General features: G+C 72.0%; 14 protein-coding genes and 1 tRNA gene. 9 read left to right on the top strand and 6 right to left on the bottom strand.

Going from position 1 to position 11,620, the window contains the following annotated elements; genetic code table 11:
- The first annotated feature begins 171 nt into the window (after nt 1-171).
- From ACPPVX_RS03945 to ACPPVX_RS03935, 3 genes are all read left to right on the top strand, one after another.
- Nucleotides 172-807, top strand: a complete 636-nt coding sequence (locus ACPPVX_RS03945; RefSeq protein ID WP_426573592.1) for a hypothetical protein — start codon at nt 172-174, stop codon at nt 805-807.
- A 37-nt stretch (nt 808-844) separates the two neighbouring features.
- Nucleotides 845-2,245 (top strand): hypothetical protein, encoded by a 1,401-nt coding sequence (locus ACPPVX_RS03940; RefSeq protein ID WP_426573591.1) that lies wholly within the window; start codon nt 845-847, stop codon nt 2,243-2,245.
- Nucleotides 2,246-2,744: 499 nt separating this feature from the next.
- The gene (locus tag ACPPVX_RS03935; RefSeq protein ID WP_426573590.1) at nt 2,745-3,413 is read left to right on the top strand and encodes a nitroreductase family protein; all 669 of its coding nucleotides are present in this window, start codon (nt 2,745-2,747) and stop codon (nt 3,411-3,413) included.
- Between the two features lie 133 nt (nt 3,414-3,546).
- Here the strand turns inward: ACPPVX_RS03935 and ACPPVX_RS03930 are convergent, their stop codons facing one another.
- From ACPPVX_RS03930 to ACPPVX_RS03915, 4 genes are read right to left on the bottom strand one after another with little or no spacing between them, the layout of a single operon-like run.
- Nucleotides 3,547-4,107, bottom strand: a complete 561-nt coding sequence (locus ACPPVX_RS03930) for a hypothetical protein (RefSeq protein ID WP_426573589.1) — start codon at nt 4,105-4,107, stop codon at nt 3,547-3,549.
- Nucleotides 4,108-4,111: 4 nt separating this feature from the next.
- The gene (locus ACPPVX_RS03925; RefSeq protein WP_426573588.1) at nt 4,112-4,885 is read right to left on the bottom strand and encodes an enoyl-CoA hydratase; all 774 of its coding nucleotides are present in this window, start codon (nt 4,883-4,885) and stop codon (nt 4,112-4,114) included.
- Complete coding sequence (locus ACPPVX_RS03920; RefSeq protein WP_426573587.1) at nt 4,882-5,931, bottom strand: NAD-dependent epimerase/dehydratase family protein; 1,050 nt, start codon at nt 5,929-5,931, stop codon at nt 4,882-4,884. Before ACPPVX_RS03920 ends, ACPPVX_RS03925 begins: the two co-directional genes overlap by 4 nt.
- Before the next feature lie 6 nt (nt 5,932-5,937).
- Nucleotides 5,938-6,840: a lysophospholipid acyltransferase family protein gene (locus ACPPVX_RS03915; RefSeq protein ID WP_426573586.1), complete on the bottom strand. Its 903-nt coding sequence runs from the start codon at nt 6,838-6,840 to the stop codon at nt 5,938-5,940.
- A gap of 83 nt (nt 6,841-6,923) precedes the next feature.
- Here ACPPVX_RS03915 and ACPPVX_RS03910 point away from each other — a divergent pair, with 83 nt between their 5' ends.
- Entirely contained in the window at nt 6,924-7,586 is a 663-nt protein-coding gene (locus tag ACPPVX_RS03910) for an SGNH/GDSL hydrolase family protein (protein WP_426573585.1), read from the top strand.
- A 15-nt stretch (nt 7,587-7,601) separates the two neighbouring features.
- Here the strand turns inward: ACPPVX_RS03910 and ACPPVX_RS03905 are convergent, their stop codons facing one another.
- Entirely contained in the window at nt 7,602-8,573 is a 972-nt protein-coding gene (locus ACPPVX_RS03905) for a PD-(D/E)XK nuclease family protein (RefSeq protein WP_426573584.1), read from the bottom strand.
- Nucleotides 8,574-8,637: 64 nt separating this feature from the next.
- On the opposite strand from ACPPVX_RS03905, the gene dinB reads away from it, so the two are divergent.
- The 4 genes from dinB (at nt 8,638) to ACPPVX_RS03885 (ending at nt 10,605) form a co-directional block, all read left to right on the top strand.
- Complete coding sequence (gene dinB, locus ACPPVX_RS03900; protein ID WP_426573583.1) at nt 8,638-9,852, top strand: DNA polymerase IV; 1,215 nt, start codon at nt 8,638-8,640, stop codon at nt 9,850-9,852.
- A gap of 32 nt (nt 9,853-9,884) precedes the next feature.
- On the top strand, nt 9,885-10,208 hold the full coding sequence (locus ACPPVX_RS03895) for a hypothetical protein (protein ID WP_426573582.1): 324 nt from the start codon (nt 9,885-9,887) through the stop codon (nt 10,206-10,208).
- 20 nt (nt 10,209-10,228) lie between these two features.
- A tRNA-Leu gene (locus ACPPVX_RS03890) sits at nt 10,229-10,317 on the top strand.
- Nucleotides 10,318-10,401: 84 nt separating this feature from the next.
- Complete coding sequence (locus ACPPVX_RS03885) at nt 10,402-10,605, top strand: hypothetical protein (RefSeq protein WP_426573581.1); 204 nt, start codon at nt 10,402-10,404, stop codon at nt 10,603-10,605.
- Nucleotides 10,606-10,607: 2 nt separating this feature from the next.
- Here ACPPVX_RS03885 and ACPPVX_RS03880 read toward each other — a convergent pair whose 3' ends face one another.
- Nucleotides 10,608-11,045, bottom strand: a complete 438-nt coding sequence (locus ACPPVX_RS03880; protein ID WP_426573580.1) for a GNAT family N-acetyltransferase — start codon at nt 11,043-11,045, stop codon at nt 10,608-10,610.
- A gap of 96 nt (nt 11,046-11,141) precedes the next feature.
- On the opposite strand from ACPPVX_RS03880, the gene ACPPVX_RS03875 reads away from it, so the two are divergent.
- The gene (locus tag ACPPVX_RS03875) at nt 11,142-11,615 is read left to right on the top strand and encodes a VOC family protein (protein WP_426573579.1); all 474 of its coding nucleotides are present in this window, start codon (nt 11,142-11,144) and stop codon (nt 11,613-11,615) included.
- Nucleotides 11,616-11,620 lie beyond the last annotated feature (5 nt).

Below are 11,620 nucleotides of genomic sequence, written 5' to 3'. Positions count from 1 at the left end.
GCGTGGCCGGAACCGGTCGGCTCCGGCGCGCCCGGGTGCATTGGGTGAACGTCCGTCGAACAGTCCCGGAACAGGTCTGGGGCGTCGTTGTCGCCGCCTTTTGGTCCTGTCTGAATGGTCCACGGCGCCACCCCGGCGCCGATGCTCACGTGCGACCAGAAAGGAAACCCGGTGCCCAAGACGCTCCGAGTTCTCGCCACCCTGGGAGGTGCCGCGGTCAGCCTCATGCTGATGGCGGGCCCCGCCTCGGCTGGCTCCGTTACCTCCCCCTCCTCGAACCCCTACACGGTCGCCGGCGACGCCACCGGCACCCCGCAGTCGTTCACCATCTCGGGCACCGGCTTCCCGGTCGGCTCGACCGTCTACGTCGAGCAGTGCGACGGCGTCGCCTCCACCACGTCGGGCTGGTCGCCCACCGACCACTGCGACCTCGGCACCTCGCCCGCCGGCAAGATCGCCGACGCGAGCGGCAACGTGACGTTCACGGCCAAGGACCCCAACTTCGGGTTCGTCCCCTTCAAGGGCCTCAGCCCGCAGGGCATCTTCTCCTGCGGCGCCTCCAGCGACACCGACCCCGGCGACGGCTACCCGTTCTTCAAGAACTGCCAGATCCGGCTGTCCACCTCGAACGGGGCCGTGACCTCGGATCAGACGCTCTTCACGATCAACCTGCCGAACGCCGAGACGCCTCCGCCGTCGACCCCGGAGGCCCCCTACGCCCTCCTCCTCCCGCTCGGCGGCGTCGCCGCCGCTGCCGGGTTCCTGACCATCCGCAACCGCCGGGCCTCGCACTCGGCGGCCGCCTGATCGCTCCCCGCACCGTACGAAAGGGAACAACCCCATCATGAAGAAGATCCACAAGCTGGCCATCGTGGCCGCGGCCGCCGGAGGGCTGCTGCTGTCGGTCACCCCCGCCAGCGCCACGCCCGGCCCGCCCTCGGGCTACGGCTTCGACGGCAAGGCCGACCTCGTCGTCGCCGGCGGCTCCGACACCACCTACCGGGCGATGGTCGGCCTCACCGACCTGTACAACTCGTCGCCCGGCTGCACCGTGTCGACGGCCGTCGGCCCCGACCTCAACAAGTGCGTCTACAGCGCCAACGCGGGCGACCCCGAGGACAAGAACTCCCAGGGGAACTACGACCGTGACACCGTCGCCCAGGCCAACCCCACCGGCTCGGGCGCAGGTGTGGCCTCGATGAACGGCTTCACCGGCACCGCCGGCTCGATCGCCTACGCCGGCTCCAGCGGCAACGTCGACTTCGCCCGCTCCTCCGGCGGTCCCAAGACCACCGGCGGCAACAACTCCACGGGCAACGAGCTCGACAGCGACACCTTCTGGGGCTACAGCCAGGACGGCATCGAGGTCATGGGCTTCGAGGCCCGTGGCACCCAGCTCAACTCCGCCGCCGCCCTGACACCTTCGGATCTCTACAAGATCTGGAACTGCGACTACACCCGCTGGAGCGACGTGCCCACCCTGGGCATCACCCTCAACAGCGCGACCGACGGCCCCATCGTCCCGTGGGGCCTGAACTCCAGCTCCGGCACGTACGGCACGTTCAACACGTACCTCCGGACCAACGGTGGTGCGGGTGCGACCTGGACCGTCAACGGCCAGGGCTGCGACCGGTTCCTCGGCACCGGCTCGTCGACCGCTCCGTTCGAGAACGACATCAAGCCGCTCTTCAACAACGTGGGCGCCGGCATCTCGACCGACGCCAACTCCACCAACAACCCCAACAACTGGATCTGGTTCGGCTCCTACGGCGAGCTGTCCACGTTCAACTACAAGAGCAACTACCAGTACCCGATCGGCACCGGCAACACGTGGAACGCCACGCCGGCCGCCATCAACGGCGTGCTGCCGAGCAGCTCCCGGATCCTGGCCAACACGTACCCGATCGGCCGGACGCTGTACCACGTCACCAAGAACACCGACGCTGACTGCCCCGGCTCGACCGGCTCCGGCGTGGCGTGCAACTTCACGGCCAACCCGGGTCCGACCCTGCCCAGCGGCACGGGCACGGACCTCAACGTGACGGGGGCATCGACCGGCAAGGGCGGCGCCGTGCGGGAGTTCACCCGCTGGCTGTGCCGCTCGGGCACCGCGGCCCAGTCCATCGACCCGTACACCGGCAAGAACTACTCCGGTGAGATCACCGGTGCCATCAACTCGGCCGGGTTCACCGTGGTCCCGGCTGCGCTGCGCACCGCGGGCTCGGCCTGCGCCGTGAAGTCCTGACCCCTCAGGGCTGACCATCGCTGGGTGGTTCGCACCACTCCACCCAGTCCACGAAGGGCCCCCGCTCCGGCGGGGGCCCTTCTGCGTCCTCCCCGCGCCGAGTCCCGCGCCCCGTCCCACCCATCCCCCCATCCCCCGGAACTTGTTGCCGTGGGTGTCGAGGGGAGCATTGGTCGCAACAAGTTCGGCTCGGGGTGGGCGCGGGCCCACTGCGAGGTCCGCCCACCGCCGGGAACTTGTTGCGGTGGCGGTCGAGGGGAGCAGTGGTTGCAACAAGTTCGGCTGGGGGTGGGCGCGGGCCCACTGCGAGGTCCGCCCACCGGCGGGAACTTGTTGCGGTGGCGGTCGAGGGGAGCAGTGGTTGCAACAAGTTCGGCTGGGGGTGGGCGCGGGCCCACTGCGAGGTCCGCCCACCGGCGGGAACTTGTTGCGGTGGCGGTCGAGGGGAGCAGTGGTTGCAACAAGTTCGGGTGCGGGCGCGTGGGGGTACGGTCGGCGCATGGAGCTGAGCGAGGTCATGCGGACGACGGCGTCGGTGCGGGCGTTCACCGACGAGCCCGTCCGGCCCGAGGACCTGCACCGGGTCCTCGACGACGCCCGGTTCGCCGGGAGCGGCGGCAACAAGCAGGGCTGGCACGTCACGGTGGTGCGAGACCCGGAGCTGCGCCGGAAGCTCGCCGCCCTGAGCGCCGCCAACTGGGCGCGCTACCTGGCCGAGTCGGCGGCGGGGTACCGCAGCTTCAACCCGATCGACCAGGCGCCCCCCGACCTGCCCGTCCCCGACGGCCTGCCCACCCACCCGATGCTCGACGCGATCGACACCGTCCCCGAGCTGCTCGTGGTCACGGTCGACCTGCAGGTCCTCGCCGTCACCGACCGAGACCTCGACCGGTTCTCCATCATCGGCGGCGGGTCGATCTACCCGTTCGTGCAGAACCTGCTGCTGGCCGCCCGCAACATCGGCCTGGCCGGCGTCCTCACCACGTTCCTCACCGCGTCCGAGCCCGAGGCGGGCCCGCTGATCGGCCTGCCGGAGCACCACGCCATCGTGGCGATGATCGGGCTCGGCCACCCGGTGCACCAGCCCACCAAGCTCAAGCGCAACCCGGTCGAGGCGTTCACCACCATCGACCGCGTCGACGGCCCCCCGCTCGCGCCCCCCACCTGACCCTGACCCTGGCCTCGGACCCGCGAATCCGCGAAGCCGCTCGAACCGACGAACGTTCTGTGATCGCCCGGAGGTCTGCCCGGGTCACCGCAGAAGGTTCGGCTCGAGGGCGCCGGAGAGCGGGAGGTCGGGGTCAGCCCCAGCTGGCGAGGTTGGCGATGCGGTAGAGGGTGAAGGCGCGGTCGAGGGTGGACGGGTCGTCGGGAGCGGTCTCGTCGAAGTTCCAGATGGCGTGGCGGCGCTCGCGGTCGCCGTGGCGCAGCACCACCTCGGTGGTGGGGTAGGCGCCGTCGAGGGCCACGTCGAGGTCGGCGGCGCCGACCTCGATCAGCGACGCCTGGGTGGCCGCGAGCAGCGTGACCTCGATCTGCTCGGCGTCGACGACGGCCTCCGGCCGGCAGCGGGCGATGGCCCGGTCGACCTGGAACCAGTACCCGTCGTCGCCCAGGTCGCCGATGCGGGTGGCGGCCAGCCGGTCCAGCGCCGGGTGCAGGGCGGGGTCGGCGAACCAGCCGGCGGCGCGCACCACCATCTCGTCGGCCCGCCGCGACGCGATCAGGTCGATGAGCGGCTCGATGACGCGGCGGTCGCGGTGCTCCGCGAGCGTGACCACGATCTCGTCGAGCTCGGCCGCGTCGACCTGGGGTGCCGCCCGGAGGCGCGCCGCGAGCTGGTCGAGGTCGGGGTGGTCCACGGGCTCAGCTGGTGCTGGAGATCTTGCGCTGGAGGGCAGCCAGCTTCTCGGCGAAGGCGGGCTGGCCCACCGACCACACCTGGTCGCCCAGCTCTCGGTCGACGGCGTGGACGTGGTCGGTGATCGACCCCATGTCGCCGATGGTGGCCTTGACCCGTTCGACCAGCTCCCGCGGCGCGGCGGCGGCCCGCCCTGCCAGCTCGATGGCGAGGGGCAGCAGCTCGTCGTCGGGGACGCAGCGCCACACCAGCCCGGTGCGCTCGGCCTCGGCACCCGACAGGACCTCGCCGAACAGCACGGTGGCAGCAGTGGTCTGGGGGCCGACGAGGTTGCGCATCATCCACGTGTGCCCGCCGCCGGGGTGGATGCCGAGCTGGAGGAAGCGGGTGTCGAAGCGGGAGGACGCGCCGGCCAGGCGCACGTCGCACGCCAGCGCCAGGTTCATGCCGGCGCCGACGGCCGCGCCGTTGACCGCGGCGATGGTGGGCAGCGGCGACCGGGCGAAGCGCAGGAACCCCTCGTAGACGGCGAGCAGGCCGTCGCGGTGCGAGCCGCCGTGGCCGCCGCCCAGGTGCGACAGGTCGGCGCCGGCGCAGAACGCGGTGCCGGCCCCGGTGACCACCAGCGCGCCGACCGAGGGATCGGCCTCGAGCTCGTCGACCACGGCGCAGACCTCGTCGCACATCGCCAGGTCGAACGCGTTGCGCCGGGCGGGCGCATCGAGCGTGACGACGCCCACCCCCTCGATGACCTCGCTGCGGATGGTGGGATCGCTCACGATGGTGGCCCGTCTCTCAGCACGGCGGGGGAGTGGCGGAAGAACTGCTCCACGTCCTCCTCGTAGCGGTAGTCGATGTCCTTGGTGTTCACGGTCTTGCGGAGCCGGAGCGCCTGCACGAACGCCTCGACGGCGCCGGCGGTCGTGTACTGGTACTGGAACCCGGCGTCCTTGAAGGCCCGGTTGTCGACGCCGCGGCCGTACTTGAGCAGCTCGATGACCTCGGGTGCGAAGTCGACGAGGCCGAGGCGCTGGAGGGGGTCGGTGGCCACGGCGATGCCGAACGGCGGCATCGGGATGCCCCGCTTGCCGACGATGGCGGTGACCTCGCTCCAGGGGAGCTGCCCGTCGCCGGCCACGTTGAAGATGCCGGGCACCTCCTGGTCGAGCGCGAACAGCAGCGCCGACACCACGTCGTCCTCGTGCACCAGCTGGAAGCGCGGGTCGTAGCCGGCGACCTTGGGCACGAACGGGAGGTTCAGCGCCTTGGTGAGCGGGGTGGTGATGTCGGGGCCGAGCACGTTGGAGAAGCGCAGCAGGCTGAGCACCACGTGCGGGTTGTCGCGGGCGAAGTCGCGGACGTAGCTCTCGACCTCGAGCAGGCTGCGCTCGACGCGGGTGCGGGCCGGGGCCACGCGCTTGTCGGTCTCGCGGAACCAGTAGGGGTCCTGCGGCGACGAGCCGTAGACGAGGGCGGCGGACTTCACGACCACCTTGCGCACCGTGCTGCCGGCGGCCGAGGCCGCGGCGAAGAGGTTCATGGTGCCGATGACGTTGATCTCGTGCATGGCCCGCGACGACATCGTGGTGGAGTCGACCACCAGGAACGTGTGGGCGATGGTGTCGACGCCGGTGGCCTTCACGATCCGCGACAGGATCGAGTAGTTCTCGTCGGACCGGACGTACTCGGTGCGCTCGAGCTTGACCTTGGGCTCGCGGGTGTCGAGCCCGATGATCACGTCGACGTCGGGGTCGGCCTCGAGGGCCTGGGCCACGCGTCCGCCCCAGAAGGTGGACAGCCCGGTGATGAGGACGCGCCGACCCATCGCGGCCTACCCGAACCAGACCGAGCGGCGCTGGCGCAGCATGTCGAACAGGGCCTCTTGGATCTGCTGGCGGATGGCCTCGGACTCGTCCATGATCCGGCTGCGCGAGTAGCGGGGCTGGTCGGGCTCGACGTCGGGGAACGTGACCGGGTCGAGCACCCGCAGCTTGAACTTGGCGGGGAAGTGGACGGCGGCACCGAGCGGGCCGAACGCCATGTTGGCGGTGATGGGGAAGTACGGCGCGCCGATCGCCTTGGCCACCGACGGCAGCTTGAACAGGATCGGCATGCTCTCCTCGGCGCCCACCACGGCGATGGGGACGATGGGCACGCCGGCCCGCATGGCGATCTCGACGAAGCCGCCGCGGCCGAAGCGCCGCAGCCGGTACCGCTCGTTGTAGGTCTTGCCCGGGCCCTTCGAGCCCTCCGGGAACACCAGCACGAGCTGCTGCTGCTCGCGCAGGAGGCGGTAGGCGTTGTCGGGGTGGGCCACCACGCCGCCGGTGCGGGCCCAGAGGGTGCCGACGACGGGGGTGCCCTTGAAGAAGTGGTCGGCGAGGCCGTAGACGGGCCGCTGGAGCTCGGTCTCGACGCCGTGCATGATCGTGGGGGCGTCGGAGGGGATGGCGCCGGCGTGGTTCGAGACCAGCAGGGCACCGCCTTCGGTGGGGATCTTGTCGAGCCCCTCCCACTCCGCCCGGAACCACTTGCGGTACATGGGGTCGTAGGCCTTGCGCACCCATTCGCGGACCCGCTCGGAGCGGCCCCACTCGTCGACGTCGCCGGTGCGCGGGTCGTGCGGGCCGTCCGGCTCGGCGTCGGCCAGCGGTGGCAGGCGCAGGGGCACGATCTCCGCCGTGGTGGTGCGGGTCTCCTGGTCGGAGCGTTCCGATCCCTCATCGACGGCCATAGGGGTCGAAGGCTAGTTCCCGCCTGGGGGACCGCTCTCCGGGGCGGCCCGGTGCCCGGTGACCTGCTGCGTAGTCTTGCCCGGTGCGGCCCCACCTCCTCCCCGTCGCGGCGGTGCTCGCCGCCGTCTTGGCCCTCGCGGCGTGCTCGTCCGGGGCCGACGCCAGCGGGCCCAGCACCTCCTCGACCACCAGCACCACGGTCGATGACGGCCCGCAGATCACGGTGCGCGTCGTCGCCGACAGCGAGGTGCCCGACGGCGTGTCGCGGTTGCTCGACCAGGAGCACGGCATCGAGGTGCAGTCGATGAGCTCCACCGACGGCGCCACCATGGCCGAGCTCGATCCCACGGTCGACGCTGCCCTCGCCGAGCAGCCCGACGTCCTCGTCTACTCCGGTGGCACCAACGACCTGAAGACCGGCCCGCTGCAGATGCTGTCGGGGGTCGAGGAGCGGCTGGGTCGCTGGAGCAAGGACGCGTGCGTGGTGATGGCGGTGCCGATCTTCCGCTACCAGCGCGGGACCGACGCCGAGGTGGCCGAGCGCACCAAGGGCACCCGCCTCCTCGAGCAGGGCGCAGCGGGCGCTGGCGCCGAGGTGGCGTCGTACCTCGACGTGTCGCTGGCCATGGACCGCAAGGGCGAGGACTTCTTCGCCGAGGGCCCCCTCGGTGATCTGCACCCCGGAGCGGCCGCCTATCCCGGCATCGCCGACGCCATCGCCGCCCAGGTGCGCGCCTGCGGCTGATCGCCCGGCGCGGCGTCAGACGTCGTCGACGGCGTCTTCCAGGTCGCCGTCGTCGGTGAGCCAGGTGCGACCCGTGGCGCAGCCCTCGAGGGCGACGCACCACCGGCAGCCGTAGCTGGGGCGGTACACCGGCTCGGTGGTGCCGGCCCGCAGGGCGGTCAGCCGCCGGGCGGCGTCGACCGTGCGGGCGACGGTGGCGTCGAGGATGGCCTCGGTGACGGGCTCGGTGCGGGCCTCGGCGAGGTCGAGGTAGAACGACGCCACCAGGCGGGGCGGGACGCCGAGGCGGATGGTGTCGAGCAGGGCGTAGAACCGCAGGTCGTCGCGGTGGATGGGGTTCGGTGCACCGGTCTTGAGGTCGATGATGACCTTGCCCGCCTGCATCCCCCGGGCCGTCCCGAGCGTGAGGTCGACCTTGCCGCGCAGCCGGATCCGGCCGCCGGCCAGGTCGACGATCTGGCTGCTCTCGGTGACCGGCCGCCACTTGGCCTCCAGCGGCGGGAAGCACTCGAAGAACTTGGCGACCCGGTCGCTCGCGGTGCTGCGCAGCTCGGCGCGGTCGCCCTCGGTGCAGGTCTGGAGGAAGTCGGTGAGCCAGTGGTCGGACCCGGCCAGGCTGGCCATGGCCTCGTCGACCAGGTCGAGGGGGAGGGGCTCGCCCGGCCAGTGGATGCCCAGCTCGACGGCCTTGTGGGCGATGGACCCGCGGGCGATGGGGACGGTGACGGTGAACGGCTCGTCAGCGGCATCCTCGGCCAGCAGCCGCACCTCGCAGCCGTGGACGCGCCCCAGGAGGTGCTTGGACAGGTTGAGGTCCTCGTCGGGCGCCAGGTCGCCGAGGACGTCGGTGAGGCCGGCCTCGAGGTCGGCTCGCAGCCGCCGCCCGAGGTCCTCGGGGAACGTGGGGCGCTCGGCGCCCGCCGCCCCCAGGTCCTGGAGGGTCCGCTGCTGGGCCGGCGTGAGCTCCGGAGGCGTGGCGGTCGGCATGGGGGCGCAGCGTAGGGCCGCGGGAGGCGTGACAGGTCGAGGATCGTGTGCGAACATGTGTTCGATGCGGTCCCGGGACAGTGCCTCGATCATCCACGCCGACCTGGACTCGTTCTATGCGTCCGTGGAGCAGCGCGACCACCCCCACCTGCGGGGCAAGCCGATCGTCGTGGGGGGCGGCGTGGTGCTCGCCGCCAGCTACGAGGCCAAGGCGTACGGGATCTTCACGCCGATGGGCGGCCGGGCCGCCCGCGCCCTGTGCCCGCAGCTGATCGAGGTGCCGCCCCGGTTCGACGCCTACCTCGAGGCCAGCAAGGCCGTGTTCGAGATCTTCCGCGAGACCACGCCCCTGGTCGAGGGCATCTCGATCGACGAGGCCTTCCTCGACGTCAGCGGCCTGCGCCGGATCGCCGGGTCACCCCGCGAGATCGCCGTCGAGCTGCGGCGCCGGGTCCGCACCGAGGTGGGCCTGGCCATCAGCGTGGGCATCGCCGGCACCAAGTTCCTGGCCAAGGTGGCCAGCGCGGTGGGCAAGCCCGACGGGCTGCTCGAGGTGCCCATCGGGACCGAGCTCGACTTCTTGCACCCGCTGCCCGTCGAGCGGCTGTGGGGCGTCGGGCCCAAGACCGCCGAGAAGCTCCACGCCCGGGGCATCACCCGCGTCAGCGAGGTAGCCGCCCTGGAGCGGGAGGCGCTCGTCGGCATGCTGGGCCGCGGGTCGGGCCACCACCTCCACGCGCTCGCGCACAACCAGGACCCGCGCCCGGTGGTCACCGGCCGCCGCATGCGGTCGATGGGTTCGCAGCAGGCGCTCGGCCGCGCCCGGCCCCGCAGCGCCGCCGACCTCGACGCCACCCTCATCGGGCTCGTCGACCGGGTGGCGCGGCGCCTGCGCGGGTCGCAGCGGGTCGGGCGCACCGTCATCCTGCGCCTCCGCTTCGGCGACTTCACCCGCATCTCCCGCTCGCACACCGTGCCCGAGGCCACCGACGAGACCATCGTGCTGCTGGAGGCGCTCCGGGGCCTGCTGCACGCCGAGCTGCCCCGGATCGCGACCGAGGGGATCACCCTGATCGGGATCTCGGTGTCCAACCTCGAAGACGCCCGAGCGGTCCAGCTGGCCCTCCCGTTCGGTGGCATCGACCGGCGCTCGCTCGACGCGGCCGTCGACCAGGTGCGCGACCGGTTCGGCTCCTCGGCGATCGGCCGCACGGCGCTGGTCCGGCGCGGGCTCAGCCGGGAGGCCCCGCGCCTGCCCGACCGGGCCGAGGCCAGCTGACTGTCAGACCCCCTGGGGAAGATGGCGGGGTCATGGAGAGCACATCGCTGCAGTTCGCCGCCACCGTCCGCACCCTGGGAGCCGCCATCCGGGCGCGCGGCCTGGTGGTGCCCGGCTTCCGGTCGCCACCCCGGCGGGCAGGGGCCGAGCGCACGCTGCGGTGGGCACCCGATGGCTCGGCCACGGTGGCGGTCGCGGTGAGGGGCCGGCCGTTCCAGGCGGTGGTGGCCGATCTGATCGAGGGCGTCGTCATCGTCAACCAGCTCGAGGGGATCGACGCCACCCGCCTCCGCACCGCCCTGTGGGAGGAGGTCGTCGCCTCGCACGCCGAAGCCGCCTGGCCGGGTGCCGCCTGACCTAGCTTCGTGCCCCACCCGCCCGGGTGGCGCAACTGGCAGACGCGGAGGGCTTAAACCCCTCTGGGACCTCGGTCCCGTGCGGGTTCGATCCCCGCCCCGGGCACCACGGCTGACCAGCGTCGTTCCGGTCGGCGTGAGATTTGGCGGTCCGGCGGCCTTCGGACCTGGTGTGCAGCGCAACGCGACGGAGATGAGCCAGCTGGTGCGGTGGATCTGGGGGGTGCGGCTGCCGGCGTCGATCGCGCTGGTCGCCCTGGCCGCAGCCCTCGGGGTGGTCATCGGCAGCAGCGAGTCCCGCGCCGCCGACGCCCTGCCCTGGGTGGGCGGCGCCATCGTCGTGCTGGCCACGGCCGGCCTCATCGCGGTCGAGGTCCGGCGGGCGCAAGACGCCTGAGGTCACACCGTCAGCGAGAACAGGGTGTCGGTGTCGTCGGCGCCCACGCAGGTGAACCCGCACGACCGGTAGAGGGCCAGGGCGCTGGTCCACGGGGTGTCGGCTCGCACCAGCACCTCCACCATCGCCCGGTCGCGGGCCCGGGCCACCAGCTCGTCCACCACGGCCCGGCCGAGCCCCTGCCGGCGGTGGCTGCGGTCCACCGACACGCGCCGGATCCGGCCGCGGTCCTCCGGCTCGGGAAGGAGCATCCCGACCGCCACGATGCGGCCGCCGTCGTCGGCCACCACCACCTCTGCACCGTGGGCCACGTGCGTCGCCCAGATGTCGTCGAGGTCGGGGTTGAACGAGTCGTCGTAGGCCTCGCCCCAGCGCTCCCTCATGCCGTCGAGCACGAGGGCCCGCACCGCGTCCTGATCGTCGGGGGTGAAGTTCCGCACGCCGAGATCTTGATCGGTGGGGACGGGTGGCGATGATTCGGGTTCCGTGGCACCGTCAGAACCCGTGAGCTGCGTCCGCCACCAAGGAGCCCGACCATGCCCCGCATCACCCCGAACCTCTGGTTCGACAGCCAGGGCCTCGAAGCCGCCGAGTACTACGTGTCGATCTTCCCCAACTCCAAGGTCACCGACATCACCTACTACGGACCGGCGGGGCCGGGCCCCGAGGGGACGGTGCTCACCGTGAACTTCGAGCTCGACGGCCAGCCCTACACCGCCATCAACGGCGGGCCGGCGTTCACGTTCGACGAGGCCATCTCCCTGCTCATCGACTGCGCCGACCAGCAGGAGGTCGACCGCTACTGGGACACCCTCATCCAGGGGGGCGAGGCCTCGCAGTGCGGTTGGCTGAAGGACAAGTTCGGTCTGTCGTGGCAGGTCTGCCCGGTCGGCATGGAGGCGGTCCTGAACGACCCCGATCCGGCCCGGGCCGAGCGCGCCATGCGGGCCATGCTCGGCATGCAGAAGGTCGACCTCGCCGCCATCCAGGCCGCGGCCGACGGCACCTGACCCAC

It is taken from the genome of Aquihabitans sp. McL0605, from assembly GCF_049993875.1.
Classification (GTDB): Bacteria; Actinomycetota; Acidimicrobiia; order Acidimicrobiales; family Iamiaceae; genus Aquihabitans.
This window is presented reverse-complemented; position numbering and strand designations above follow the sequence as displayed.

Bases quoted from the DNA above. Each gene is read 5' to 3' on its own strand.
- ACPPVX_RS03905 (WP_426573584.1), bottom strand. From the start codon at position 8,573: ATGCCGACCGCCACGCCTCCGGAGCTCACGCCGGCCCAGCAGCGGACC.
- ACPPVX_RS03920 (WP_426573587.1), bottom strand. From the start codon at position 5,931: ATGGGTCGGCGCGTCCTCATCACCGGGCTGTCCACCTTCTGGGGCGGA.
- ACPPVX_RS03940 (WP_426573591.1), top strand. From the start codon at position 845: ATGAAGAAGATCCACAAGCTGGCCATCGTGGCCGCGGCCGCCGGAGGG.
- ACPPVX_RS03935 (WP_426573590.1), top strand. From the start codon at position 2,745: ATGGAGCTGAGCGAGGTCATGCGGACGACGGCGTCGGTGCGGGCGTTC.
- ACPPVX_RS03915 (WP_426573586.1), bottom strand. From the start codon at position 6,840: ATGGCCGTCGATGAGGGATCGGAACGCTCCGACCAGGAGACCCGCACC.
- ACPPVX_RS03875 (WP_426573579.1), top strand. From the start codon at position 11,142: ATGCCCCGCATCACCCCGAACCTCTGGTTCGACAGCCAGGGCCTCGAA.
- ACPPVX_RS03885 (WP_426573581.1), top strand. From the start codon at position 10,402: ATGAGCCAGCTGGTGCGGTGGATCTGGGGGGTGCGGCTGCCGGCGTCG.
- ACPPVX_RS03895 (WP_426573582.1), top strand. From the start codon at position 9,885: ATGGAGAGCACATCGCTGCAGTTCGCCGCCACCGTCCGCACCCTGGGA.
- dinB (WP_426573583.1), top strand. From the start codon at position 8,638: ATGCGGTCCCGGGACAGTGCCTCGATCATCCACGCCGACCTGGACTCG.